Genomic DNA, 24,926 nt, shown 5'->3' with positions numbered 1-24,926 from the left:
GGAGGGATGAAGGATGAAGTAGAGTGCGCTACGCGGTTTTGGAATTCCGACGACGTTCTGTCATCGAATAATACTTTTCTTCATCCTTCCGCCTTCCTCCTTTTCCCCCCACCGAGAGGCTGCTAGGACGTTCCACCTCCCCCAATATGTCCTCCCCCAAACCTCTCATCGGCATTATCGACTGGGCGAAATCTCCGCTCGGTGAACCGGAATGCACCGCGGAACGCGCGGTGATCGGCGACGCTGCCGAAGTGCGCCGTTTCCTCTGCTCGAGCGATGATGATTTCACCGACGAAATTTGCGGGGCGGATGCCCTCATCGTCTGGCACAACACTCCCATCCGTGCCGCCGGCCTGGCCCGGCTGCGCCAGTGCCGCGCACTGATCCGCAATGGCGTGGGATTTGACTCAGTGGATATCGCGGCTGCCCGCGAGCACGGCATTGCGGTGTGCAATGTGCCCGACTACGGCACCGAGGAAGTGGCCGATCACGCCATCGCGCTGGCGCTCGCGTTGTGCCGCCAGCTTTTTCCACTCGACCGTGAGGCGAAACAACTCGGCTGGACCATTCGCGTCGAACCAAGGTTGCGGCGTCTGCGCGAACTGACATTCGGTGTCGTGGGCCTCGGCCGCATCGGCACTGCGGCGGCGTTGCGCGCAAAGGCACTCGGGTTCAAGGTCGTCTTTTACGATCCGTATCTGCCGAATGGCGTGGACAAGGCGGTGGGCATTGTGCGGGTGCGCCAACTCGACGAATTGCTGCGCCAGGCGGATGTGGTGTCGTTGCACTGCCCGCTCACCGAAGAGACGCGGCATCTCATCGCCGAGCGGGAGATCGCCTTGCTCAAGCCCGGCGCGTTTGTGGTCAATACTGCGCGTGGAGCGGTGATCAAAAAGACGGCGATCCTCGACGCTTTGCGCACCGGGCGCATCGCCGGAGCCGGCCTCGATGTGGTGGAAGACGAGCCGCTGCAGACCGCTGAAGAAGCCGCCACGCCGAATTTGATCGTCACCTGCCACGCGGCATTTTGCAGCGTGGAATCGAAGCTGGAAATGCGCGCCACCTCCGCTCGCATCGCCCTCGCCGCGGTGCGTGGTGAGCCGCTGGAGAACATCGTCAACGGCGTCGGTTAAGGTTTTTTTCAAAATCGTACTCAGGCTCGACCGCGGGTGCTTTGCTGATACACACATCATCAAGCCCCTCACTCATTGTGGGGCCATTCCTCCCCATTATGAAATCGATCCCTTTCTGCGTTGTAATCACCACGTTGCTCGCTTGTTCGACTTTCGCTCAGCAACCCGCACTGGCGCGGCGTCCGGAGCGGCTGGTTTCGCCGGAGGTGGAGCAGGGGAAGGTCGTCTTCCGTCTTGCCGCGCCCAAGGCGCAGCAGGTGAATGTGCGCATCAATGGGCGCAAGGACCTCATCGCCATGCAGCATGACGACAAGGGTGTATGGACGGCCACGGTCGAAGGGCTCGCTCCGGAGATTTATGACTATCAATTCGACATCGATGGGTTTGTCAGTCTTGACCCGGCGAATGCATGGGTGAAATCGGGCCTGCGGCCCAACTATAGCGAAGTGGAGGTGCCGGCGCATCCCGCGGAGTTTTGGGAAGCCATCGATATCCCGCACGGCAACGTCACCATTCATACGTTCTGGTCGAAGAGCCTCGAGGCGCCGCGCAGCTTCCGCGTCTACACGCCGCCGGGTTACGACCAGCAGACCAGCGAGCACTTTCCGGTGCTGTATTTGCTCCACGGTTCGGGCGATGCCGATGACGGCTGGACGGTGGTGGGCCGCGCCAATTTCATCGCCGACAATCTGCTCGCCGAGCGCAAGGCGAAGCCGATGCTCATCGTCATGCCGAATGGCACCTACCCGCGCGAGGCCGGGCACGAAGATGATTTCGAGAATGAGCTTCTCAAGGAGATCATCCCCACCGTGGAGAAGCAGTATCGCGTGGCGCCGGGCGCGGCGAATCGTGCGCTCGCGGGGTTGTCGATGGGCGGTTTTCAGACGCTGAATGTGGGCGTGAAGCACATGGATCAGTTCGCCTGGCTCGGCGTCTTCAGCGCGGGGGCGCGGGACAGTTATGCCCAGAGCCACGGCGCATTTCTCGACAAGGCGAATGACCAGCTCTCGCTTTTCTGGATCGGGATCGGCGAAGACGATTTCCTTTTGAAGAGCGAAAAAGATCTCGAGACGTTGCTCAACGAGCATCACGTGAAATTCACCTCACATATTAGCAAGGGCGGCCACACGTGGACGAATTGGCGGCACTATTTGCACGAGATCATGCCGCTGCTTTTTCAGCCAGCGGCCAAATAGATCGAGCCTGCTCTTGGGGGCTTTGCTCTAATTTTCGGTAGCGCTCGTTCGTCTACCCTCAAACCCGACGCTCTCCACGAATTAGGATCACCATGAAGACGCTCCTTCAGACCGCTGTTTTGTTGATTTTCGCTGCGACGATGGGGGCCGGGGCGCTGACGCCCGTGAAAGAGGATTCGAATACGCGGGATACGCGGAATGATTCCTCCGCGAATATCGATGACAAGATTGCGGCGCAGCCGAAGCTGCTGCGGATTAGTGCGAATGTGGACGGCAGCGGGCGAATCATTTTCACCCGCGACGGGGTACGCTACGAGCACAAGTATTGGGACGAGCCCACGGATGTGTCGTTCGATGGCGAGCCTTGGGAGGATCTCTCGAAGACGCCGCCCGCGTGGCAGGATGTGGTGAGCCACCTCGATCTCACGAAAGCCTGGATCGTGAAACGCCAGGGCCGCGATGTCATTGCGCTGGAGCAGACGCCGGATGGTTTTGATCTCTATCTTTGCGATTCTCCCAACGGCGCGGAGCGCTACGAGGTGACGATCGCGATTCCGCGACGGCACTAGAAGTTTTGCGATGTCTGCCTCATCCACACCGGAGATTTTGAAAACGTATTTCGCCGTGATGCTCGGTGGGGCGGTGGGGACGGCGTTGCGCCTCGGGCTTTCGAACTGGTTCGCCAATCATTATGGCGAGACGTTTCCGTTGGGAACGATTGTGGTGAACGTCACCGGCTGTTTTGTGATCGGTCTTTTCGCGGCGCTGACCGGCCCGGATGGGATTTACCTCGCACCGCCGCTCACGCGACAGGTGGTGATGATCGGCGTGCTCGGCGGGTACACCACGTTTTCTTCGTTCAGCCTGCAGACGCTCAGTCTCTTCAATGGCGGTGAGTGGCTGAGGGCGGGCTGGAATGTGCTGCTCTCGGTCCTCTTTTGCCTGGCCGCTGTGTGGCTGGGGCAACTGGTCGCTTCGCTCATCAATCAACGCTGATTCTCCCATGACTCCCGATTCTTCTGGCGCGTCTGCACCTCTGCCCGCCGAGGCGACGCTGCTGCGCATCTTCATCGGTGACACCGATCGCTACGGCCACCAACCGCTCTACGAGGCGATCGTGCTCAAAGCGCGCGAGTTGCATCTGGCCGGCGCGACGGTCCTCAAAAGCCCGATGGGCTTCGGACACAACAGCCGTCTTCACACGGCGAAGATCCTCCAGCTTTCCACCGATCTGCCGATGGTCATCGAGATCGTGGATGAACCCGGGAAGATCCAGGCATTCCTGCCAGTGCTCGACGAGATGATGGATGGCGGCCTGGTGACCTTGGAAAAGGTGCAGGTCATCCATTACCGCCCGCATACCGAGCGCGGCAACTAATCTGGCCGCGAAACGGCGGGAGGAGCGGCCACAAAAGGCACAGAAAGCGCAAACGACTAACGTACGTTTTGCACCTTTGTTCAGGCGTTGTTCCGCGAAGCGGCGGAAGGCGCGATTGTTCGTCGGGTGTTTACCGCTTGCGGCGGCCGGCGTCGGCGACCAGGCGGGTGGCCGCGGTGCGCGACTTCACGCCCAGCTTGTCGAGGATGTGCTCGACGTGCTTTTCCACCGTGCGCGGGGAAAGACCCAGCTCGACGCCGATTTCGGCGTTCGCTTTGCCTTCGGCCAGGAGGTGCAGCACTTCCGTCTCGCGACGGGTCAGGCCGTAGCTTCCGAGGGCGCGCGGCATGGTCTTCACACGGGTCGACTCGAGCGAGGTGCTCAGGGTATCGATCCGTTCCGCGTCGGCACGTTGCCGGTCACAGATGGTGGTGGCGATGACGATGGCGGCGCGAAGCTGCTCCTTGCTGGCGAGCGGCTTCAGGAGGAAAGCCTGCACACCGAGCGCGCGGGCCGCTTCCAGGGTCGCATCATCGGACATGCCGGTGAGCACCACGATGGGGACCAGCATTTGGTCCAAAATGCGGCGGGCAGCCTCCAGTCCATCCAGGACCGGCATGCCGATGTCGAGCAGCACCGCTCCCGGTTTGAGGGAGAGGGTCTTTTCGACGGCTTCCATTCCATCGCCCGCTGTTCCGACAATGGGGTAGCCCAGACTCTCCAGCATGCTTTGCAGGAGAATACAGGTTCTCTCATCATCCTCAGCGATCAGTATCGAGGGCAACAAATCCATAAGCGTATTGGTATCTAAAACCAACCAACTACAGCATGCTTAATGCCGCGGTCCGCGTTCTTTGTGACAATTTTCTACAGGTCAACAAGGAAGACTGGTATTTTGTGGGCTGTAAACGCAGCGCAGTGGGTTGGTGGATGTCTTCGAATTCGACTAAATTTTATCTGACGTCAACTTCTGTTCTTGTTTGTAAACAATAGTCTACAATAGATCATGCGCCGTGATTTTCACCTGAAATCGCTTGTTCCCGGGGAATGCTACAGCGTTCACGCGCAAATTTTTTGACATCCATCCCCCCACTTTTTTCACTTTCCACGATTTCTTAAAAGAAGGCGGTTGCGATTCCAGTGCGTCTCACTACTGTTTCGCGCCGATTCCCCATAGCTCCAGTAATATGGCCAGTCTTCGTCTTACGTTCCCCGAGAAAGATCAGCCTACGGTGATTGCGCTGACCGGCGCGCGACTCACCATCGGTCGATTGCCCTTTAATACGATCCAGATCATCGATCGCACGGTCTCAGGCTTTCACGCCGAGCTCATCAGTGAGCACGGCCACTATCGCCTGCATGACCGCGGCTCATCCAATGGCACTTACGTCAATGGCCAGAAGGTGTCGGATTACCACCTGAATGAGAAATGCACGATCAGCTTCGGCACGGTCGAGGCGCAGTTCAGCCCCGAGGATGTGGCGTCCGGCGAAGAGGCCGAGACCTTCCCGTCGCGTGGGGAAGTGAATGCCGTGCGGCAGGAAAATGCCGAGATGCGCGCCACGGTGTCGGCCTTGCGGGAGGAAATCGCCGCGCTGCGCAAAGAACACCAGGCGGCCGAAGGCGCCACGGTGAGCCGGGATGAATACGAACAGGTGGTCGTCGAGCGCGAGGCGCTGAAGGAAAAGCGGCTCCGCCATGAGGAAGAAATCAATCTTTTGAGAACGGATCTCGCAATTTTGAAACGCGACCGTGTCAATTTGCAACTCGCCTACGATGGAGCGCAGCGCGAGATGGAGCAAATGCGTCGCAAGCTGAATGGCGAGGAAGAAAAGCCCGCGTTGCCGCCCGTGGAGGCGGCGGCGGCGGTCGCGCCCGGCGGGTGAAGTGCGCATCGAAGTGTCCAGATGGGAACTCTGGCTGGGGTTGCACTTGCCTCGATCGCTCCCACTCCTGCGGCGCCGGCTGTTCCCGTAAAGCCCGCCGCACCGGTGGTGCCAGTAGCGCCGATCCGCCCCAAGCCGTACGCGGAAGTGGAAGTTCCCGTGGCGCCGAGCGAAGTGCCGGCCCCGACCGCGCCGGCGGCGCCCGAGCCGATGGCCCCGGCGGCGCACATGCCTTTCAAGCCGCTTGCCAAGCCGCAGGTCCCACTGGCCAAGCCCGCCGCGACCGCGCCGACGCCTTCTGCGCTCGTGCCGACGGAAATCGAGAAACCGGAGAAATCCGAGAAGCCGGCTGCACCGGCGAATTTGCCGAAGCGCTCCGCCTTCATCCCGCCGGTGGATTCCTCGATTCCGGAAAGTCTGTTTACTCGCGCCCCGGCTGCGCCCGCCAATAGTGCCGGCGTTCGTCCGTTGCCCCGCGCTACCGGCACGCCAGCCGGTGGACCGCCCAAGGCGCCCGGTGCACCCGCGACGCCCGCCGCGTCCGGCACGCCGGCGACCCCGAAGCCCGGACAACAACGTCCGCTCCCACCCGGCGCACGTTCCTTGCCGCAGGCCACCGGGAAGGCGAATCCCTTGCCGCCGAAGAGTGGTCCGAAGGGTACGCAGAAGCTTTCGGAATAGGCGATTCGAAATTTCCCCACGCCTCCGCTGTTGGCATCGGTCCGGATTTCGGATTGAAGGAGGCATGCCGCCAACTTTCGTCCTTCCGCCTGCCTGTCGCTCCCTGGGCCCATGAGTGAGGAGGTTCGACCCGCCGACGTTCGGCCAGCCGAGGAAAATGGCATTTCGTGGCGCGAGAAATTCTGGGCCGGCCTCCTCCTCGTCATCGCCTTCGGCCTGCGCTGCTTTTACGTCTTCCGTTACCGCTACGATAGCGACGAGCCCCAGCACCTGCACACCACCTGGGGCTGGACGCAGGGGCTGCTGCAATACCGTGACTTCTTCGACAACCACACCCCGCTCTTCCACATCCTCTTCTCGCCGCTCGTCGCGGCTTTGGGTGAGCGGACGAATATCCTGGATTACATGCGCCTGGCGATGGTGCCGCTCTGGCTCGTGTCGCTGTGGTGCGTGTGGAAAATCGGCTCGGCGGTCTTCTCGCGGCGCGTCGGCTTGTGGGGCACGGTGTTCATCAGCTTGCTGCCGTGGTGGTTCTATTGCGCGGTCGAATATCGCACGGACAATCTCTGGGCACCACTCTGGCTCGGCACTGTCGCCACCCTCGTGTGCGGTCGTTTCTCACGGACGCGCGCATTTCTCGGTGGCCTGCTGCTCGGGCTGTGCGCCACGGTTTCGCTGAAGACCACGCTGCTCGCCGCGGTGCTGGCCATGACTCTCGGCTTTACGATGCTGGTTTGCGCGCGACGGTTGGGGCTCGCAGGCATCGGGCGCATTCTCGGAAAAGCCTGGCCGATGTTCCTGGGGATGTTCATTGGACCGGCGATTCTCGCTTCCTTTTTCATGATGAAAGGTGCGTGGGCGCCGTTCTTCTACGGCACCATCCAGCACAATCTCCTGCCGGACGTCGATGCGAAGAATCATCCGTCCCGTCTGCGCCTCGCTTTCCCGATCGCTCTGCCATTCCTGCTCGCGATCGGAGGATACATCGCCTATCGCACGCCGGACACCACGAAGGCGTTGCGCCGCGCGGGGCTTTTCCTGCTGGCCGGGCTCTATTACACCGCGCTCTATAGCTTCTGGACGCTGCTCACGCGCCAGGACTTTCTGCCCTTCTATCCAATCGCCATGGTGCTGCTCGCCGCGGCGTTGATCGCACTCGCCGATCGCTTCCTGGCCTCACGCGCGAAGTGCGTTCTGATCGCTGTCAGCGTCCTGGAAATCGTCCTCCTGCTCGTTGGGCGCAAACCTTGGATCGATGGCACCCAACGCGAGCGGGAGATTCTCAGCGAAGTGCTGCGGCTCACGAAGCCGGGTGAATTCGTCATGGATTTCAAAGGTGAATCGGTCTTTCGCCAGCGCGCGTTTTACTACGTCCTCGAACCGCTCACTTTTGTCCGAATCCGGAGCATGATGATCGCCGATACCGTGGCGGAGGATCTCGTCGCGAAAAACGTCTGCGTCGCCCTGAATCAGGACCGCTGGTATCCGAAGAAAGGAGCGAAATTCATCGAGGAAAACTATCTCGCCGTTGCCCGCAAAGGAGGGGCTGGCGGAGCGAGGACCGACAAACCCATCGCGGCTGGTGAGAAGATTCCTTTCGAAGTCAAAGTGTCCGGCTCGTATGTGCTGTGGGCCGATAACCATGTCGTGGATGGCTCCATTGTGGGCATTAAGAGCAGCGTCCAACCATACGAAGTCACGGCCGGCTCTCACGCCTTCATTGTCGACGCCCCGTATGGTCATGTAGACGTCCTTTCGGTGGGGCGATTGCGGGTGGCAGGCAAGGCGGTCACTAATTCATCCATCGCGACGGGTCAGAAAATCCGTTTCGAAGTCAAGATACCCGGCTCGTATGTCCTGTGGGCTGACGGCCAACTCGTTGCCGATCCGATAGATGGTGCTGCGGCCGGCAGCGGGCCGCGTGAACTGACAGCTGGTTTTCATGAGTTCACCGCCGCTGCTCCGCACCAGTTCGTGGCCATCTTGTGGTCTCGCGCGGCGGAAGACGGTGCCCAACCGATCGTCAATAAACTGGGCTGGCAGGACTACCGCTGACATTGCCATTTGCGTGCCCCGTGCGCATTGTCCCGCCATGCGTTTCCCTCTTCTCTGGCTTTGTCTTCTCCTCCCGCTGTTCGTCGCCGTCGCACCGCAGGTGCGCGCGGAGGCGCCGGTCGATCCCTTTGCGAAGTGGGAAAAGGAAATCGCCGCCTTCGAGCAAAAAGATCGCCAGAGCCCGCCACCCAAGGGCGGCATCGTCTTTGTCGGCAGTTCGAGCATTCGCAAATGGACCACGCTCGCCGAGGATTTCCCGCATCGCGTGGTCATCAACCGCGGCTTCGGCGGCTCGCAGCTCATCGACAGCGTGCATTTTGCCGACCGAATCGTCATCCCCTACGAGCCGCGCATGATCGTCCTCTACGCGGGCACGAATGACATCCACGCCGGCAAATCGCCCGAGCAGGTCTTCGCGGATTTCCAGTCCTTCGTCGAAAAGATCCATGCGAAACTGCCGAAGACCGAGATCGCCTATATCTCGAACGCGGGAAATCCCGCCCGATGGGCCGACGTCGAAAAGGTGAAAACGGCCAATTCGCTGATCGAAAAATACATCGAAGGCAAACCCGGCCTGAAGTTCATCGACGTCTTCCCGCGGATGCTCGGCACCGATGGCCTGCCGCGCCCCGAAATCTTCGGCCCGGATCGGCTGCACATGAACGCCGAGGGCTACAAGCTGTGGACGGAAATCGTTGGTCCGTATCTCCCTTCGCCGGATAAATGAGCCCGGCTTGAATCGACATTCTGTTCGAGGATTCGCGAACCCTTCCTATCGCAACGTGCGGAGATAGGCGGTGAGATCGGCAATATCCGCGGCGGCGTGTTTCTTCGCGAAGGAAGGCATTTCCTCGGGAATGCCCGTGCGGATGACCGCGGCGATGCGGGCATTGCTGATCCGCAGCGCGAAGAGATCCGGCCCGTCGCCGTCCTCACCGCTGCCGCGCGCATCGTCGCCGTGACAATGCGCGCAGCTTTGGATGAAGAGCCGCCTTCCGCGCGGAGCGGAAGGCGGCTGTGTGACCACCGCTACGGGCGCGACGGTGGGTGCTGTGGAATCGGTGCCGACGAGATCGAAGGCGCACGAAATGGTGCAACCCACGACGATCACGGCGACGCGCAGCGCCTGGCCGGGCAAGTGAGGCGAGATCATGGCTATCCTCGGTTGAGCATTTCACCGCCCCAGTAACCGGCCCCGCTCATGAAGGCGGCCGCAAGGAGCATCAGCACCACATACGCCCTAGGCAGTTTGTCGCCGGGATTGCGCCGCGCGACGAGACGCCAGGTGGCGAGCCCGACCATGAGGGCGAAGGCCGGCCAGACGAACTGATGATGGCGCAGCAGCGTGGCGTGGCCCCACACCTGCCACCTGGTCATCACCAATCCGGTGAAGACCGCCGCGTAGCTGCCCAATGCGCCGAGCACAAGCGTGATCGTGCCCGCGGAGCGCAGCGCGCGTTGCTTCTGCTCCGCCTGGGAGAAGAGCAGGCTGGCGCAATCGCAGAACGCCGAGACGAGCATGAGCGCGATGGGAAAATGCGTGCTCGCCCCGTGCAGGTTCGACCAGATGGATGGCTCGATCATCGCGCGCGCGGTTACCGGTTGGTCGCCAGCGTGGAGTCAATCACCGCCAGCGAGTGCGAGGTCTCGGTATACGACACCGAGGTGATGCCGAGATAACTGCGCAGTTTCTCCGCGGGCACGGCCATTGGTCCCGCCTTGGGCGCGGTGCCGGGCGCGGGCTGCGGGAAGGCCGTGGAGCGCGCGGTATGGAAGGTGATGTTCCCTTCGATCTTTTGCATCGCCTGGTGAATGTGCCCGTTGAGCACCGTGACCGAGCCGAAGGGCCGCAGCATTTCCATCGCGCGCGCGCCGTCGTCCGTGCCCCAGCCCCATTGCGGATACACGCTCCACAGCGGAATGTGCGCAAAGACCACAATGGGCGTGCTCTTCGACAAACTGGCGAGATCCTTTTGCAGCCAGTCGAGTTGGTCCGCGCCGAGCACGCCGAGGCCGCCTTCTTTCACCGTGGCGACATTCACGAGGCCGATGAAGTGGACGCCCTTTTGATCGAAGCTGTACCAGCCAGTGCCGTGCGTGCCTTTGCCGAAGCGCTCGAGATACTGCGCGCCATTGTCGCTGAGGATGTCGTGTTCGCCCGGTACGAAGAAGACCTGCTTCGTCTTGCAGTCCTTCAGCATTTGCTGGAGGTCGTCGAATTCCTTCGTCTCCGAGAGTTGGGTGAGATCACCGGTGTGCAGGATGAAATCCGGCGCCTGGGGCAGAGCATTGATGCGCGCGATCGTCTCGCGAAAGGTCGCGCCGACATCGGGGTTGGCCGGCTTGTGAAAGCCGATGTGGCTATCGCTGATCTGCACGAAATTGAACGTCGCGGCTTCCGCGGCACTGGCCGTGCTGCCGAGCAGGCGTGAGCCGAGAATGCCGCCGCTGACGCTGAAGAGCATGCCGGTGCCCGCCCAGGCCATGCAGTGCAGGAATCCGCGGCGGTCGAGGCTGTCGTCGGTGGAGTTTTCGGTGATGAGTTGGGACATAGGATGGGATGTGGTTTGGTCGTTGATGTGGATTTCACGGGCGCACGATGCGCCTCACCGACCGAGACCCACCGCCCCTCGGGAAAATTCCCTGCATTGCGAAAAAATCGGTTCCGGGAATAAAATCGCCGCCTCGCGAGTCTAGCCTGTGTTGAACCCATCTCTCGAACGCCTTGCCTGACGCTGCCGCCAACTTCGACCAGACGATCCTCCCGCACCTCGATGCGGCCTACAACCTCGCGCGCTGGTTGATCGGTAACGAGCGCGATGCCGAGGATGTGACCCAGGAGGCCTGCCTGCGCGCGTTCAAGTTTTTCGACGGCTTTCGTGGCGGTGATGCGCGGGCGTGGTTGCTGACCATCGTGCGCCGCTCCGCCTGGACGTGGCTGCGCAGCAATCGCCGGCACGAGGAGGCGGTGGAATTCGACGAGGAGTTGCACGGCGGTATCGATGTCTCCGCGAGTCCCGAGGTGTCGTTGATCCGCGCGGGCGATGTCGATGCGGTGCGGCAAGCCATTGCCACGCTGCCCGCGGTCTTTCGCGAAGTGCTGGTGCTGCGGGAGTTGGAGGATTGTTCTTACAAGGAGATCGCCGATATCGCCGGCGTGCCCATTGGCACGGTGATGTCGCGGCTCACCCGCGCGCGCCGTCAGCTCCAGACCGCGCTCTCCACGCAACCGCAAAGCGGAGGTCTTTCATGAATTGCGAGCAGGTCCAGAAATTGATTCACGCGCATCACGACGGCGAACTCGACGTTGCGAATACACTGCAGGTTGACGAGCATCTCGCCGATTGTCCGAGCTGCTTCAACGCCGTGCGCCAGCTCTCCGCGTTGCGCGGCGCGCTGCAAGATTCCGAGCTGCGTTTCCGCGCGCCCACCCGCCTGCGGAGCTCGATCACCGCGGCCGTGGAACAGGCGGTCCGGGCCGAACGCCCGGCCGTGATCACCCGGCCATGGTATCGGCAGCCCGCTTGGTCCGTGGCGGCGGTGCTGCTTGTGGCGTGTGTGCTGACTTTGCAGGTGTCATTCCGGCGCAGCGACGACCGTTTGCTCGCGGAGTTGACCTCCAGTCACGTCCGTTCGCTGATGGTCAATCATCTCTACGATGTCGCCTCGACGGATCAGCACACAGTCAAGCCGTGGTTCGACGGCAAGATCGACTTCGCCCCGCCGGTGAAAGATTTGCGCGAGACTGGTTTCCCGTTGCTTGGCGGACGAATGGATTTCCTCGAAGGCCGCGCCGTGGCCGCGCTCGTCTATGGCCGGCAGAAGCATTTCCTGAATCTCTTCGTCTGGCCATCCGCATCCTCCTCGCCGGCGGAACTCCGCGCAACCCAACGCAACGGCTACAACGTCCTGCGCTGGTCCGATGGAAAGATGAACTTCGGCCTCGTGAGCGATCTCAACGAAGGCGAGATGCGCGAGTTCGTGCGCGAGTGGGCGGCGAAGTAAGTGGCGCCGGCGGGACTTGAACCCGCACTCGAGTTTCCCCGAAGCGGATTTTAAGTCCGCTGTGTCTGCCATTTCACCACGGCGCCGCAGAAGGGCGCGACAGTGCCAGCGTCGTGGCTCGTGAGCAAGCGGGGTTTTGCGGTTTGCCGCGAGAAACGCGAATGGCCGATGCCCGCACGGACGCGCGTCTATTTCGTCGCGGAGATACTCGCGTTTTTCTGCGGTGCTTCGACGGGCGGGGGATCGAGGCTGAAAAGGTTTTTCCCATTCGCCGCGTTCCAAATGCGCAGGACGCTGTCCTGTCCGCCGCCGAGGATGATCTTCCCATCGGGCGTGAGCGCGGTGGAAAAGATGAAGCCCTTGCTGCCGCCGTATTCGCGCAGGTTGCCGCCGTCCTCCTTGAGCATGCGCACACGGTTGTCGCCGGAGGCGGTCAACAGCTCGCCGCCGTAGCCGACGAAACGCACCGAGGTGACCTCTTTCTTGAAGTCCTCGATGCTCTTGATCTGCTCTCCCGAGGGAAACGCCCACAGCTTCACCGTCTTGTCCGCGCCGGAGCTGGCGATCTCGCGGCCAGTGGCGCGCCAGCTCACGCAGAGAACGTAATGGGTGTGCCCGGAGATCGATTTTACGAGCTTGCCGCTGGCGGTGTCGAAGACCTTGACGAACTTGTCCGCGCTGCCCGTGGCGAGCAGTTTTCCATCCGGCGAAAAGCGGACGCTGAAAACAGTGTCGCTGTGCGAGGGATTGATCTCCCGCACGAGCGCGCCATCCGCCGCGTTCCAGATTTTCACTTCGCCGTTGCGCGAAGGCATGCCGCCCCCAGTGGCGATCCATTTTCCGTCGGGGCTGAAATCGAGCGCCACGACGCGATTGCTCAGCGGCGACTTTTCATCACCAGTGCCGATGGTGCGCGCGAGCGTCCAGTTCGGTCCGCTGCGCCAGACGATCGCGCCGTTTTTCTCCGCGGCGGAAATGATCCGCCCATCCGCCGCATAAGCCAGCGCCTGCACGCCGCCGAGTTGGCTGGGGAAGGTATCGAAGCCCGCGCCATTTTCTGCGCTCCACGTATGGACGATCTGGTCTTCACCCGCGGTGGCCACGGTCAGGCCGTCCGGCGAAAAGGCCACGGCTCGCACCGCTTTTTCCGCATCGGTCGCCGCCTTCTTTGCTTTCTCCACTTCCGTATCCGCGGTTTGCTGGGTGGCGGCGGCCTTGTCCGAAGCCGCCTTTGCGTCCGCCGTGCGGTGCTCCGCTTCCTTCGCGCTTTCCTGCGCAAGTTTCAGGACTCTTTCGGCGGAGGACTTGGTCGCCGTCGCTTTTTTAGCAGCCTCTTCCGCCGCCGGTTTCGCTTTGTCGTCCGTGACCTTTTCCAGCGCCGCCTTGGCATCGGTCACCGCTTTGTCAGCCGCGGTCACGGCATCCGTCGCTTTCTTGATCGCGTCCGCCTTGGTGGCCTGCAATTTCGTCGCCGCGTCCACCGCGTCCTTCCAGTAGGCGACCTCCGCCTTCGCAAAATCTGCGAACTGCGTGGCACGATCGAGACGATCGCTGGCGCGGTGATCGCCCTTCATCTCGCCCAATTGTTGACCTTTCTCCGCGTTCCAAATCCGCGCGTGATTTCCGCCCGCCGTGGCGAGCGTCTTGTTATTCGGCGAGAGCGCGAGCGCGGTGATCGGCGCCCCGTGATCCATCTGCCGCACTTGCTTCGCCGAATCCACCGCCCACTGGCGCACCGAGCCGTCGCTGCTGCCGGAGAAGAGCTGCTTGCCATCCGACGAAGCGACCAGCGCGGTGACCGGTTGGGTGTGGCCGGTCAATTCCTTCGCCTGGGTCAACGGTGCATCGGCCGCTGTGGGAATATCCCAGAGCCGAACGGACTTATCGCCGCCGGCCGAAGCTAGCTGTTTCCCATCCCTCACCCAGGCGAGGGCGCTCACTTCGGTGGCCGCTTCCACCTGCGTCGTGTTCTGGCCAGTTGTGAGATCCCATACGCGGATCGTCTTGTCGGCGCCGCCGGAAGCCAGTCGTTTGTTATCGGGCGAAAATCGCAGGGCATTGACCGTCGCCGAATGCCCGGCCAGTTCCTTTAACTGCTTGCCCGCCGCGCTATCCCAAATGCGGATCACGTTATCCTTCGCCGCTGTGGCGATAAACTTGCCATCGGGACTGAGCGCGAGCGCCGTGGCCGGTTCCGCGCCCAGGGTGAACTGCGGGAGATTCGGCTCCCGCCGCCAGAGTTTCACCATGCGGTATTCGCCCGAGGCGAGCACCTTCCCGTCCGGACTGAAAACGAGGGACTGCACGAAATCCCGCTGCGCCGAACTTCGCCAGCCGCTCCGGCCCGATTTATCCGCCAGCTTCGGATCGGTGAGCCGCGCCACCGTCTGGCCAGTGGGCACGTGATAGATGAAAATCTGATTGGCCCGTCCGCAAGCCGCGTATTGCCCGTCAGGCGATACCGCCACGGCGAGGATCGGGTGCAGGCCCGGGGGCAGGGGATGCCATTTCACCGGCCTCACCTTGGCTTTCACCGTGCCGGTGGCCCCTTCGTCGATCCACGCCTGGAGAAGGGCCACTTCTTCCGGTTTCAGGATTTCCGCGCCGACCTTGTTGTTCTTCGGCGGCATGTAAGGCTTGGCTTCCCTAGCCGCGCTCTTCACCAGCAAGCTCTCGTTCCCCTTGTGCGGCACCACCACCGGGCCATCCTCGCCGCCTTTGGCGATAGTCGCCGGCGTCTCCAGCACGAGATCGGCCTCTGCATCGGTGGCATTGTGGCAGGAAAGGCAGTTCTTCTTCAGGATCGGCAGGACTTGGGCCTCGAAATCGATCTTCTTCGCCGCCGCCATGGCGGGAGCCGGCGTGGAAGGCACAGGTGCCTTGGCCGGAGGCGGTTCCGCAGAAACCGCGGTGGCGAGAGCGAAAACGGCGGAAATAGCGGCGATGCCGGCCCCCAGCAGCGATCGCTGGTCGGGCCGGATACTCTGGGGGAGGGGTGCCATTTCGTCTAAGAATTGGGCGAACATTCTGCTTTAAAGAGGAAGTAGTTGAAATCGCCACGTCACCAAGGACGGGCATTCCATTAAAGCCACCTCCCACAGCATGCTTAGAAAGTCCCTCATTTTCGCGTTTTTTGCCGCCGCCGCTTCCGTGGGCGTGGCCGAAGATGCGCCTCGAATCACAGAGGTGACGATCGAGCCCCATGAGGTCACGTTGACCAACGCCGACCAGTCCGTGCAGTTTCTCGTCACCCTGAAGATGAGCGACGGCACTCTGCGGGACGGCACCCGGCAGGTCGAATACAAGACGCAACTGACCGAAGGCAGCGGCTCGGGCGATGGCGTGGCCGCGGTGGAAAGAGGCCGGCTGGTGCCGAAGGGCGATGGCGCCATTTCCGTCGAGGCTTCGGTCGTCGACCCGGTGACCAAGCAAACTGTCGTCGCGTCCGCCAGGGCGACCGTCCGCAATTTTGCCGTCGAGCGCGAACTCCACTTCGTCAACGACATCGAGCCGATCCTGACCAAGACCGGATGCAATACCGGCGGCTGTCACGGCAAGGCCTCGGGCCAGAACGGTTTCAAGCTTTCCCTCTTCGCCTTCGAGCCAAAGTTCGACTACGACGCGTTGGTCAATGAAGCGCATGGCCGCCGCGTCTTCCCGGCGTCGCCCGAGGAATCGCTGATCCTGAAAAAGGCCACCGGCACGATCGTTCACGGCGGCGGCACTCGTTTCGACGAGCATTCCGAAGCCTATAAGATGCTTAGCCGCTGGATCGCCCAAGGCGTGCCCTACGGTGACGAAAAAGCGCCGACGGTGCAGAGCATCGAAGTTCTCCCGCGTGAGCGACTCCTGGCTGGCGTGGGAGAGCAGCAGTTGCGCGTGGTCGCGCATTACACCGACGGCTCGTTTCAAGACGTCACCCGCCAGGCGGAATACAAGGCGCAGCAGCCGGATATCCTGAAGGTCGAGACGAATGGTCTCGTGAGCACGCTCGGCCACACCGGCGAAGGCGCGGTGATGGTCCGCTACATGGGCCAGGTGGACGTGGCCCGCGTCGCCGTCCCCTTCAGCCGCGGGTTGCCCAGCGGAAGCCTACGCGCATTTCCAGCCGAAGAATTTCATCGACGAACTGGTTGCCGAAAAATGGCACAAGCTCGGCATTGCCCCGAGCGCGGTTTGCTCCGACGAAGAATTCCTGCGCCGCGCCAGCCTCGACGCCATCGGCACGCTGCCGACGGCGGAGGAAGTGAAGGCCTTTCTCGCGGACCAGTCGGAGGACAAGCGCGACCGGTTGGTGGATAGGCTTCTCGATCGCCCGGAATACGCGGGTTATTGGTCGAATCAGTGGGGCGATCTTCTCCGGGTGCAACGCCACGGACAGAACACGCTCAAGGCGGGCACCTTTGCCTTCACCGGCTGGCTGCACGATGCCTTTGCGCAGAACATGCCCTACGACCAATTCGTGCGCGCGATTCTCACCGCGCAGGGCGAGAGCGCCGAATGTCCGCCGACCAATTGGTATCGCTGGGTGCGCAATACCGTGGCGATGGTCAACGACAGTTCGGAGCTTTTCCTCGGCCTGCGCCTTTCCTGCGCGAACTGTCACAATCATCCCTACGAACGCATCACACAGGATGACTATTGGGGCTACGGCGCGTTCTTCGCCCGCGTCTCCGTCAAACGTGGATTGGGTGACGAGCAGGCGATCGTGGTGAAAAAGGATGGCGCCGTGAATCAGCCGCGCACCGGCCAGACGATGAAGCCGAAGGCGCTGAACGGGCCGGAATACGATTATGTGCGCGGGGAGGATCCGCGGCAGAAGCTCGCCGATTGGATGGCGGATCCGAAGAATCCGTATTTCGCCAAGGCCATTGCGAACCGTACGTGGGCGCACTACATGGGCGTGGGTCTCGTGGAAGCCGTCGATGACATGCGCGTGACCAATCCGCCGAGCAATCCGCAACTGCTCGACGCACTGGCCAAGGAGATGATCAACTACCACTTCGACCTCAAGCATCTCATGTCGGTGATCATGAAATCGCGGACTTACAGTCTGAGTTCGACGCCGACGGAACAAAACAAAACGGACCGCCAGAATTACGCGCGTTACACGCCGAAGCGGCTTTCCGCGCAGGCGCTGCTCGACGCCGTCGATCAGGTGACCGGTTCGGAGTCGAAGTTCGAAGGGCTGCCCCTCGGGACGCGCGCCATCGATCTGCCGGATGAAGCGGTGCCGAGTTACTTCCTCACGGTGTTTGGCCGCTCCATGCGGGAGACCGCTTGCGAATGCGAGCGGAGTTATGCGCCGAATCTTTCCCAGGTGCTCGACCTGATGAATTCGCCCGAATTACAGAACAAGATCGCCGACAAGAAAGGCCGTCTGAATCAGTTGCTCGATGCGAAGAAATCGGACGAAGAAATCCTGGCCGACTTCTATCTCAGCGCTTTTGGCCGCAACCCGCGTCCCGATGAAATGAAGGACGCGCTGGCCATGGTCGCCGGCGCCAAAGATCGCCGGGCGTCCCTCGAAGACTTCGAGTGGATGTTCCTCAACGCCAAAGAATTTCTCTTTAACCACTAATCCCCATATGAATATCGACGTCCACAGTGGAGCGTATCGTTGCTGCGACGGCGTTACTCGCCGCAGCTTTCTTCGAACCGGCGGCCTGATGCTCGGCGGCTTGTCGCTGAGTTCTTTCCTGCGTCAGAAAGCCATGGCCGAGGCTGCCGGCAAGGCGACCAAGGACATGAACGTGATCCTCTTCTGGATGGGGGGCGGCCCCAGCCAGCTCGATATGTGGGACTTGAAGCCCGACGCACCGTCCGAATTCCGCGGCACTTTCAGCCCGATCAATACCAACCTGGACGGTCTGCAAATCGGCGAGCACATGCCGCGCATCGCCAAGGTATGCGACAAGCTCGCGCTCGTCCGGTCGTGCACCCACGGCGATGCTGGGCACGAATCGGCGACGCACACGCTGCTCACCGGTTACAAGCCGACGAATGATATTCCGTCCAACGAGGCGCCGTCCTATGGCAGCATCGTGGCCAAGGAGATGGGACCGAAGGTCGAAGGTTTCCCGGCGTATGTCACCGTGCCGACGGCGCCGAAGAGCTCGCTCGCCGCCTATCTTGGCGTGGCTTACAACCCGTTTGAAACGCAAGGCGATCCGAATAGCGATAACTTCACGGTGCAGAACCTGAAGGTTCCGCAGGGCCTGACCCTGGACCGGCTGGAAAATCGCCGCGCCATCCTCAGCCACTTCGACACGCTGCGCCGGGACGTCGATTCCTCCGGCCTCATCGGTGGCATGGATACCTTTGCCCAGCAGGCTTATAACATCGTCACTTCGCCGAAGGTGCAGGCGGCGTTTGACATCGGCAAGGAAGACGCGAAGACGCGCGACATGTATGGCCGCACCACCTGGGGCCAGAACACGCTGCTCGCCCGGCGCTTGATCGAATCCGGCGTGCGTTTCGTGACGGTGAACGTCGGCGGCTGGGACACGCATGCGAATAACTTCGAAAGCCTGAAGAACAAGAACCTGCCGCAGTTCGATGCGGCGTTTGCCGGTTTGATCGAAGATCTTTCGCAGCGCGGGCAGCTCGACAATACACTCGTGCTCGCGTGGGGTGAATTTGGCCGCACGCCGCGTATCAATAAGGATGCCGGTCGCGATCACTGGCCGAATGTCTTCTCCGTGCCGATGGCCGGTGGCGGACTCAAGCGTGGCATCGTGCTCGGCGAGAGCGACGCGCGCGCCGAGTTTCCGAAGGAGCGCCCGGTTTCGCCGCAGGACGTTCTCTCGACGATGTATCACCTGCTCGGCATCGACCAGACGAAGAGTTACGTCAACGACGCCGACCGCCCGGTGCCGATCCTCAACTACGGCGAGCCGATCAAAGAGCTGCTGGCCTGAGAGCCTGGACCGTTCTAATTCGGGAGGAAGGGTGACCACGGATTACGCGGATTTCACGGATTAAAGAAATCCGCGCCGCTCGTCTCATTCGTGAAATCCGCGTAATCCGTGGTTCAAAAACTCCTTTTGTCCGACACAAGACTCGTGAAAAGATTCATTCAATCGGCGGTGGCGATTTGCGGCCTCCTGGCGTCGATCCTCACCGCCCACGCCCAGGAAATTCCCGTCCCGGAACTCCAGCACATCCTCCCCTGCGGCGCGAAGCGGGGCACGACGGTCGAAGTCGAACTCAACGGCAGTCGGCTCGACGAAACGAAGAAGCTTTATTTCAGCAATCCGGGCATTACGGCCGAGCTGATCTCCGACCCGGCGAAACTGCCGGCGCGTTTCAAAGTGACGGTGGCGGCGAATGTGCCCGTTGGTGTTTATGACGTGCGCTCCGCCGGCAAAATGGGCGTGAGCAATCCGCGCGCGTTCGACGTGAGCGACTGCGCGGAGGTGATGGAGAAGGAGCCAAATAATACCCGCGACAAGGCGAATCGCGTGCCGTTGAATTGCATCATCAACGGCACGGTCAGCCCAGCGGAGGACATCGATTGGTTTGTCTTCGAGGCCAAGCGAGGCCAGCGAGTTTTGATTGAATCCCTCGCCTGGCGCCTGGATTCGCGCCTGGACGGCACACTCGTGCTCTTCAACAGCGCAGGGAAAGAAATCGCTTCGAACCAGGATGCCAACATCCGGGACCAAAAGCGTGACCCGTTCATTGACTTCGATGTGCCGGAGGACGGCGACTATTATGTGCGGTTTACCGACTTCATGTATAACGGCGGGGAGGATTGCTTTTACCGGCTCAAGATCAGCACCGGGCCGTATTTGGATTTCATCACGCCCAGCGGCGCGAAGCCCGGCACCACCGCGGACATTACCTTTTACGGGCGCAATCTGCCGGGCGGCGAGAAGACCGATGTGCAGGTGAATGGGCGGCCGCTGGAGAAGGTGGTGCGGAAGATCGAAGTGCCGAGCGATTCGCAGAAAGTGACCGGCTTGCAGGTCAATGAATTGGTCCGCCCGCCGTCCTCCCGGCTGGACGGCATGGAAGTGCGCGTCAGTGGCGATACCGGCACTTCGAACGCGCGGATGCTCGTCTACAGCGATAGCCCGGAGCTGCTGCAGCAGCGACCGAACGACAGCATCGAACACACGCAGCACATCCCTGTGCCGTGTGCCGTGACCGGCGCGTTCAATGCCCCAAAGGACGCCGGCTATTACACTTTTAGCGCGAAGAAGGGCGAAAAGTATCTCATCGATGTGGCCTCGGAGCGGATCAATTCGCCCGCTGATCCTGATCTGGAAATCTACGAGAACGACGGCAAACCCGAGGGCAAGCTGATCAACAGTTACCAGGATACCGGTGAAAATATCGGCCAGTTGCGTTTCCCGACGATGACCCGGGACATCGTCTACCTGTGGACGGCGCCAAAGGACGCGGATTTCACGCTGCGGCTGGAGCACGTTTACAGCCAGGTGCAGGGGGGGCCGCAGTATCAATACCGGCTCGAGATCAAGAAGGATCCGGCGCCGGATTTCCGTCTCGTCTGCACGCCGACGCACGACATCCACATCGACAGCTCGTGCGTGTATCAGGGCGGACGGCAGCGGCTCGATGTCCTCGTCTGGCGGATGAACGATAACGATGCGCCGATCGAAGTGGAGGCGCAGAATCTGCCGCCCGGCGTGACGGCCGATCCGATTGTCATCGGCCCCGGCGTGAAGTGGGGCACGCTCGTCGTGAATGCCGCGCCGGATGCGCCGATCGGCGAGGCCGAGATCAAGATCGTTGGCACGTGTCAGGTAGGATCGGAAAAACTGGTTCGCGAAGCGCGCGGAGGCACCATCGTCTGGAATACCGTGAACACGCCCGCCATTTGCCGCATCACCAAGAGCATCATGCTGGCCGTGCGGGAAACGACTCCCTTTGCCGTGACCGCTTCCACCACCGACACTGCCATCAAGGCCGGCGACCCGATCAAGGTAAAGGTCACCGCCGCCCGCCGCGCGGATATGCCCAGCGCCATCCAACTCACCGGCACCGGCTACGACCTTCCGCCCGGCCTCACCATCCCGACCACGACGATCAATCCCGGCCAAACCGAGGCCACGCTTACGGTGGCCACGACGGATAAGACGAAGGAAGGCACCTACAGCTTCATCATCAACGCCGAAAGCCAGGTGCCCACCAGCGGGGACAAAAAGATGCGGGTCATTTATCCGAGCAACCCGATCAAAATCACCGTCGCGGCCAAGCCGGCGAAGTAGCAAGAGCGGCTGACGGAGGCCGTTAGGAAAACTGGGAGTTGCGACCCTGTCAGGAAAATCGCTTCACAAATCGCCCCGTATGCATTTCCTTACCGCGCCTATTCTTATGCTGTTCAGTCACCTCGGTTAATGGAGCCACCCGTATCCTCTCCCGTAGCGGATGGAGGCCTGGAGACGCCCGCCCCATCGGCGGCAGTCTCCGCGAGTACCGATGTGAGCTGGAAGCAAACCTTCCGCGAAGTGCTGCGCTGGTGCCTGCCGGCGTTGCTCATCGGCTTTGCCATTCGCGCGGCGGTGATGTGGTGCATGCCCAACGGCTACGTGCAGTACGATAGCTCCGACTATCTCGTCACGACCCAGCGCATCATCGAGGACCACCACTTTTACATCCACCACAAGCGCTCCTATCTCACCCCCGTGCTTTTCAGTGCCGCCTTTTTGCTGCCTGCGCCGGCGACTGTCACCATCGCCGTGGCCCAGCACGTGATGGGGTTGATCGCGATCCTCATCGTCGGCGCGCTGGTCCGGTTCTGGTTCCGCTTTTGGCGCGTCGCTATCATCCCAGTGACGATCCTCTTCGGCGCGAATCCGTTCATCATCTGGTACGAGCATACCATCATGGGGGAGGCGCAGTTCCTCTTCTTCACCCTCGTGATGCTCCTCGCCGGAACGCTCCTGGCCCGGCGTCCGACGCTGGGCCGGCTGGCTTGGTTCATGGTCAGCCTCGTGCTCGTTTTTGGCACGCGTCTGGAATCGAAAACCTTCCTGCTCTTTGCGGGCTTGCTCACCTTCCTCGTTTTCTGGAAGCAGTGGTGGCGCATGGCCGTGGCCGTGGCCGCGGTGGTGATCACCTTCCAGGTCGCCTTTCACGTCGGTGGCGATCGCGACGTCTCGTCGCTTGTCTACGCGTCGCTCATTCGCTTTGCACCGACCGAATCCGCGACCGAGCCGGGCATTATGCCGCGCATTCTTCCCATCCGGCAAAAGGCGCGCGCCCGCTCGGTGGAATTCCCCACGCAGTTGGTGCGCGTTTCAAAAGACATCAACACGGCGGTGGGCAACTACGTCGCCGAGCGTTTTCAGGGCCGCAAGAAGCAGGCGCCCGAGGAGGCGCGCATCGTGCGCGGCCTCTGCCTGGAGACGCTCAAGGCGGAACCGGTCAAGACCCTGATGGAGCCGTGGATCAAGTTTCGTTTGGCGGTGGATGCCTGGAGCGCCTACTGCTGGGACAAGCGTTCGCTGTGGGAGAATCAGCGCGAGGCGCTTACCATGAAGGACTGGATGACCACCGTCCTCGGCCACGGTCTCACCGGCCGGCCGATCACCCTGGAGCAAATCCCTGACTGGCTGAAGGAGCATTACCGCTCATCGAAAGTGGCCTGGTTCACCCGCTATCAAAAGAACTGGAACAAATATCTCATCCACTTCCGCATGCCCGACCGGCACCTGGATCAAAAGCGGTGGGTGCACGATTTCTATGGTGGTGTGGGTGACTGGCGACACACCCTGCCGGGCGTGCCTTTCTTCTACATCCTTGGCTTCCTGGGCATGTTCGCGGCGATTCTGCGGCCCTCGCAGTTGCGCCCGTTCCACTTTGCCTGGGTGCTCACGGTCCTCGGCGGTCTGTATGTGTCGTGCATGGTGGGCGTGACGAATGGTCGCTTTCGCTTTGTCTACGAACCCTTCTTCCTCCTCTACTTCTTCTTCCTCTTTGATTACGCCGCCGATCTCTGGAAGGGCTGGCGTGATCGTCGGGTAACATCCCGCGCATGTTCTACGTAATCGGTTCCGGTCCGGCGGCCATCTCCGCCGCGGTGGCGCTCACCAATCGCGGCCTGCCCGTCACCATCCTCGACGCGGGTCGCAAGCTGGAGAAAGAGCGGCAGGAGATTCTCGATCGCCTCGGCAAGCTGCCGCCTGGGCAATGGCCGGCGGCGGATCTGGATGCGCTCCGTGGCGGTGACCAGAAAACGCGCCAGGGTTCGATTCATGTGAAGCTCAACTACGGCTCGGATTATCCGTACGCCACGAATGGGACGCTTCTGGATTCCGCCGAAGAGCCGCCCTTTCACTATTCCGAAGCGCGCGGTGGTTTGAGCAATGTCTGGGGCGCCTCGCAGCTTCCTTCGCGCGCGGCGGACATCGAGGACTGGCCGATTTCCGTGGCCGACCTCGAGCCGCATTATCGTGCCGTCTTCGATTTCATGCCGACCAGCGCGGTGAACGATGAGTTGGCCGAATTGCTGCCGACCTATACGGATCGCGGCCAGGATTTGCGACCCTCGCAACAAGCCGGCGAATTTCTCGCCGACCTGCGGGCGAATCGTGAACCGTTGCGTCGCGCGGGCCTGCACTTTGGCCGTTCGCGCGTCGCGGTCACGGCGGCGGACGAGGCGCGAGGCCTCGGGTGCGTGCATTGCGGGCTCTGCCTTTACGGTTGTCCGTACGGGCTCATCTATTCCACGGCATCCACGCTGCGCCGATTGATCGAGGAGAAGAAGGTCACTTACATTGATCGACACAGCGTCGAGAAATTGGAGCCGACCGCGAATGGCGTCACCATCATCGCCCGCGATCTGGAGCGCCAGCAGACGGTGACGTTCGAAGCCGAGCGCGCCTTCGTCGGCACCGGTGTGCTGCCCACCGCCGGGTTGGTCCTGAATTCCCTCGGAGCCTTCGATCAAACGGTGGAGATGCTCGACAGCCAGTATTTCATCTACCCGTTTTTCCGGCTGCGGAGAACCCCCGATGTGCGCCAGGAAGAGCTGCATTCGCTGGTCCAGGCTTTCGTGGAGATCGAGGATCCAGCCATCAGCCGGCACCTCGTGCATCTCGAGATTTTCAGCTACAGCGATTTTCTCCAGCGCGCCTTGATGGAGACGCCGTTGCGCTTCTTCCTACGCATTCCGTGGGTGGCCGAGCAGTTGTTCGGCCGGTTGCTCGTCGTGCAAGGCTTCCTGCATTCGCGCGATTCCGGACGGCTGAATATTTCGTTGCGCCGGAATGCCGCCGGCCAGCCACACCTGCACGTCGAGCCGCAACCCAGCCGGCGCGCGTGGTGGGCGAGCATTCGGGCGGGGCTCAAGTTGGTGGCCAATGCCCGCTTCCTCGGTGGTGCGCCGGTTGTGCCGGCGATGCAATTCGCGGAACCCGGCCGCAGCTATCATTCGGGCGGCACTTTCCCCATGCGTTCGCGCCCGGGAAAATTCGAGACCGACGTCCTCGGCCAACCGACCGGCCTCGCTCGCGTGCACCTGCTCGACGCCTCCGTCTTCCCCAGCATTCCCGCCACGACCATTACTCTCACCGTCATGGCCAATGCGCACCGCATCGCCACCGAGGCGGCGAAACTCTGA

The 24,926-nt window shown here is 61.7% G+C and carries 21 protein-coding genes and 1 tRNA gene; 16 read left to right on the top strand and 6 right to left on the bottom strand.

What is annotated here, in order from left to right; all coding sequences use genetic code 11:
* The first annotated feature begins 146 nt into the window (after positions 1-146).
* From CFE428DRAFT_RS19725 to CFE428DRAFT_RS19705, 5 genes are all read left to right on the top strand, one after another.
* Positions 147-1,133, top strand: coding sequence for a C-terminal binding protein (locus CFE428DRAFT_RS19725; protein WP_006981389.1), 987 nt, complete (start codon positions 147-149; stop codon positions 1,131-1,133).
* Positions 1,134-1,231: 98 nt separating this feature from the next.
* Complete coding sequence (locus CFE428DRAFT_RS19720; protein ID WP_006981388.1) at positions 1,232-2,329, top strand: alpha/beta hydrolase; 1,098 nt, start codon at positions 1,232-1,234, stop codon at positions 2,327-2,329.
* Between the two features lie 92 nt (positions 2,330-2,421).
* The gene (locus CFE428DRAFT_RS19715) at positions 2,422-2,898 is read left to right on the top strand and encodes a hypothetical protein (protein ID WP_006981387.1); all 477 of its coding nucleotides are present in this window, start codon (positions 2,422-2,424) and stop codon (positions 2,896-2,898) included.
* A gap of 10 nt (positions 2,899-2,908) precedes the next feature.
* On the top strand, positions 2,909-3,325 hold the full coding sequence (gene crcB, locus CFE428DRAFT_RS19710) for a fluoride efflux transporter CrcB (protein WP_006981386.1): 417 nt from the start codon (positions 2,909-2,911) through the stop codon (positions 3,323-3,325).
* A gap of 7 nt (positions 3,326-3,332) precedes the next feature.
* On the top strand, positions 3,333-3,707 hold the full coding sequence (locus tag CFE428DRAFT_RS19705) for a DUF190 domain-containing protein (RefSeq protein WP_006981385.1): 375 nt from the start codon (positions 3,333-3,335) through the stop codon (positions 3,705-3,707).
* A 130-nt stretch (positions 3,708-3,837) separates the two neighbouring features.
* Here CFE428DRAFT_RS19705 and CFE428DRAFT_RS34060 read toward each other — a convergent pair whose 3' ends face one another.
* On the bottom strand, positions 3,838-4,500 hold the full coding sequence (locus CFE428DRAFT_RS34060; RefSeq protein WP_006981384.1) for a response regulator transcription factor: 663 nt from the start codon (positions 4,498-4,500) through the stop codon (positions 3,838-3,840).
* A 394-nt stretch (positions 4,501-4,894) separates the two neighbouring features.
* Here CFE428DRAFT_RS34060 and CFE428DRAFT_RS19695 point away from each other — a divergent pair, with 394 nt between their 5' ends.
* The 4 genes from CFE428DRAFT_RS19695 (at position 4,895) to CFE428DRAFT_RS19680 (ending at position 9,056) form a co-directional block, all read left to right on the top strand.
* Entirely contained in the window at positions 4,895-5,593 is a 699-nt protein-coding gene (locus tag CFE428DRAFT_RS19695; protein WP_006981383.1) for an FHA domain-containing protein, read from the top strand.
* Between the two features lie 21 nt (positions 5,594-5,614).
* Positions 5,615-6,274, top strand: a complete 660-nt coding sequence (locus tag CFE428DRAFT_RS19690) for a hypothetical protein (RefSeq protein WP_006981382.1) — start codon at positions 5,615-5,617, stop codon at positions 6,272-6,274.
* A gap of 111 nt (positions 6,275-6,385) precedes the next feature.
* Positions 6,386-8,329: an ArnT family glycosyltransferase gene (locus tag CFE428DRAFT_RS19685; protein ID WP_006981381.1), complete on the top strand. Its 1,944-nt coding sequence runs from the start codon at positions 6,386-6,388 to the stop codon at positions 8,327-8,329.
* Positions 8,330-8,366: 37 nt separating this feature from the next.
* The gene (locus CFE428DRAFT_RS19680) at positions 8,367-9,056 is read left to right on the top strand and encodes an SGNH/GDSL hydrolase family protein (RefSeq protein ID WP_006981380.1); all 690 of its coding nucleotides are present in this window, start codon (positions 8,367-8,369) and stop codon (positions 9,054-9,056) included.
* A gap of 45 nt (positions 9,057-9,101) precedes the next feature.
* On the opposite strand, the gene CFE428DRAFT_RS19675 is transcribed toward CFE428DRAFT_RS19680, so the two are convergent.
* From CFE428DRAFT_RS19675 to CFE428DRAFT_RS19665, 3 genes are read right to left on the bottom strand one after another with little or no spacing between them, the layout of a single operon-like run.
* Positions 9,102-9,482, bottom strand: a complete 381-nt coding sequence (locus tag CFE428DRAFT_RS19675; RefSeq protein ID WP_006981379.1) for a c-type cytochrome — start codon at positions 9,480-9,482, stop codon at positions 9,102-9,104.
* A 2-nt stretch (positions 9,483-9,484) separates the two neighbouring features.
* Entirely contained in the window at positions 9,485-9,913 is a 429-nt protein-coding gene (locus tag CFE428DRAFT_RS19670; protein WP_006981378.1) for a DUF2231 domain-containing protein, read from the bottom strand.
* 11 nt (positions 9,914-9,924) lie between these two features.
* Positions 9,925-10,881, bottom strand: coding sequence for a metallophosphoesterase family protein (locus CFE428DRAFT_RS19665; RefSeq protein WP_006981377.1), 957 nt, complete (start codon positions 10,879-10,881; stop codon positions 9,925-9,927).
* Between the two features lie 173 nt (positions 10,882-11,054).
* On the opposite strand from CFE428DRAFT_RS19665, the gene CFE428DRAFT_RS19660 reads away from it, so the two are divergent.
* Both CFE428DRAFT_RS19660 and CFE428DRAFT_RS19655 read left to right on the top strand, forming a co-directional pair.
* Complete coding sequence (locus CFE428DRAFT_RS19660) at positions 11,055-11,582, top strand: sigma-70 family RNA polymerase sigma factor (protein WP_006981376.1); 528 nt, start codon at positions 11,055-11,057, stop codon at positions 11,580-11,582.
* The gene (locus CFE428DRAFT_RS19655) at positions 11,579-12,334 is read left to right on the top strand and encodes an anti-sigma factor family protein (protein ID WP_006981375.1); all 756 of its coding nucleotides are present in this window, start codon (positions 11,579-11,581) and stop codon (positions 12,332-12,334) included. Before CFE428DRAFT_RS19660 ends, CFE428DRAFT_RS19655 begins: the two co-directional genes overlap by 4 nt.
* 1 nt (position 12,335) lies before the next feature.
* On the opposite strand, the gene CFE428DRAFT_RS19650 is transcribed toward CFE428DRAFT_RS19655, so the two are convergent.
* Positions 12,336-12,420: transfer RNA gene (locus CFE428DRAFT_RS19650), tRNA-Leu, on the bottom strand.
* Between the two features lie 102 nt (positions 12,421-12,522).
* Entirely contained in the window at positions 12,523-15,336 is a 2,814-nt protein-coding gene (locus CFE428DRAFT_RS19645) for a WD40 domain-containing protein (RefSeq protein WP_162145290.1), read from the bottom strand.
* Positions 15,337-16,454: 1,118 nt separating this feature from the next.
* Between CFE428DRAFT_RS19645 and CFE428DRAFT_RS34050 the strand changes: the two genes are divergently transcribed.
* From CFE428DRAFT_RS34050 to CFE428DRAFT_RS19620, 5 genes are all read left to right on the top strand, one after another.
* Positions 16,455-17,915: a DUF1549 domain-containing protein gene (locus CFE428DRAFT_RS34050; protein ID WP_337442749.1), complete on the top strand. Its 1,461-nt coding sequence runs from the start codon at positions 16,455-16,457 to the stop codon at positions 17,913-17,915.
* 7 nt (positions 17,916-17,922) lie between these two features.
* Entirely contained in the window at positions 17,923-19,254 is a 1,332-nt protein-coding gene (locus CFE428DRAFT_RS19635) for a DUF1501 domain-containing protein (RefSeq protein ID WP_006981371.1), read from the top strand.
* Positions 19,255-19,398: 144 nt separating this feature from the next.
* Positions 19,399-21,570 (top strand): PPC domain-containing protein, encoded by a 2,172-nt coding sequence (locus CFE428DRAFT_RS19630; RefSeq protein ID WP_006981370.1) that lies wholly within the window; start codon positions 19,399-19,401, stop codon positions 21,568-21,570.
* 213 nt (positions 21,571-21,783) lie between these two features.
* Positions 21,784-23,352, top strand: a complete 1,569-nt coding sequence (locus tag CFE428DRAFT_RS19625; RefSeq protein ID WP_042725389.1) for a hypothetical protein — start codon at positions 21,784-21,786, stop codon at positions 23,350-23,352.
* On the top strand, positions 23,340-24,926 hold the full coding sequence (locus CFE428DRAFT_RS19620) for a GMC oxidoreductase (RefSeq protein WP_006981368.1): 1,587 nt from the start codon (positions 23,340-23,342) through the stop codon (positions 24,924-24,926). Before CFE428DRAFT_RS19625 ends, CFE428DRAFT_RS19620 begins: the two co-directional genes overlap by 13 nt.

It is taken from the genome of Chthoniobacter flavus Ellin428, from assembly GCF_000173075.1.
Taxonomy (GTDB): Bacteria; Verrucomicrobiota; Verrucomicrobiia; order Chthoniobacterales; family Chthoniobacteraceae; genus Chthoniobacter; species Chthoniobacter flavus.
The sequence above is the reverse complement of the archived record's forward strand: the minus strand, read 5'-3'. Positions and strand labels throughout refer to the sequence as shown.

What these genes read in the sequence shown, in the direction of transcription:
- CFE428DRAFT_RS19725 (WP_006981389.1), top strand. Translation starts at nt 147, where the DNA reads ATGTCCTCCCCCAAACCTCTCATCGGCATTATCGACTGGGCGAAATCT.
- CFE428DRAFT_RS19720 (WP_006981388.1), top strand. Translation starts at nt 1,232, where the DNA reads ATGAAATCGATCCCTTTCTGCGTTGTAATCACCACGTTGCTCGCTTGT.
- CFE428DRAFT_RS19715 (WP_006981387.1), top strand. Translation starts at nt 2,422, where the DNA reads ATGAAGACGCTCCTTCAGACCGCTGTTTTGTTGATTTTCGCTGCGACG.
- crcB (WP_006981386.1), top strand. Translation starts at nt 2,909, where the DNA reads ATGTCTGCCTCATCCACACCGGAGATTTTGAAAACGTATTTCGCCGTG.
- CFE428DRAFT_RS19705 (WP_006981385.1), top strand. Translation starts at nt 3,333, where the DNA reads ATGACTCCCGATTCTTCTGGCGCGTCTGCACCTCTGCCCGCCGAGGCG.
- CFE428DRAFT_RS34060 (WP_006981384.1), bottom strand. Translation starts at nt 4,500, where the DNA reads ATGGATTTGTTGCCCTCGATACTGATCGCTGAGGATGATGAGAGAACC.
- CFE428DRAFT_RS19695 (WP_006981383.1), top strand. Translation starts at nt 4,895, where the DNA reads ATGGCCAGTCTTCGTCTTACGTTCCCCGAGAAAGATCAGCCTACGGTG.
- CFE428DRAFT_RS19690 (WP_006981382.1), top strand. Translation starts at nt 5,615, where the DNA reads ATGGGAACTCTGGCTGGGGTTGCACTTGCCTCGATCGCTCCCACTCCT.
- CFE428DRAFT_RS19685 (WP_006981381.1), top strand. Translation starts at nt 6,386, where the DNA reads ATGAGTGAGGAGGTTCGACCCGCCGACGTTCGGCCAGCCGAGGAAAAT.
- CFE428DRAFT_RS19680 (WP_006981380.1), top strand. Translation starts at nt 8,367, where the DNA reads ATGCGTTTCCCTCTTCTCTGGCTTTGTCTTCTCCTCCCGCTGTTCGTC.
- CFE428DRAFT_RS19675 (WP_006981379.1), bottom strand. Translation starts at nt 9,482, where the DNA reads ATGATCTCGCCTCACTTGCCCGGCCAGGCGCTGCGCGTCGCCGTGATC.
- CFE428DRAFT_RS19670 (WP_006981378.1), bottom strand. Translation starts at nt 9,913, where the DNA reads ATGATCGAGCCATCCATCTGGTCGAACCTGCACGGGGCGAGCACGCAT.
- CFE428DRAFT_RS19665 (WP_006981377.1), bottom strand. Translation starts at nt 10,881, where the DNA reads ATGTCCCAACTCATCACCGAAAACTCCACCGACGACAGCCTCGACCGC.
- CFE428DRAFT_RS19655 (WP_006981375.1), top strand. Translation starts at nt 11,579, where the DNA reads ATGAATTGCGAGCAGGTCCAGAAATTGATTCACGCGCATCACGACGGC.
- CFE428DRAFT_RS19645 (WP_162145290.1), bottom strand. Translation starts at nt 15,336, where the DNA reads ATGGCACCCCTCCCCCAGAGTATCCGGCCCGACCAGCGATCGCTGCTG.
- CFE428DRAFT_RS19635 (WP_006981371.1), top strand. Translation starts at nt 17,923, where the DNA reads ATGAATATCGACGTCCACAGTGGAGCGTATCGTTGCTGCGACGGCGTT.
- CFE428DRAFT_RS19620 (WP_006981368.1), top strand. Translation starts at nt 23,340, where the DNA reads ATGTTCTACGTAATCGGTTCCGGTCCGGCGGCCATCTCCGCCGCGGTG.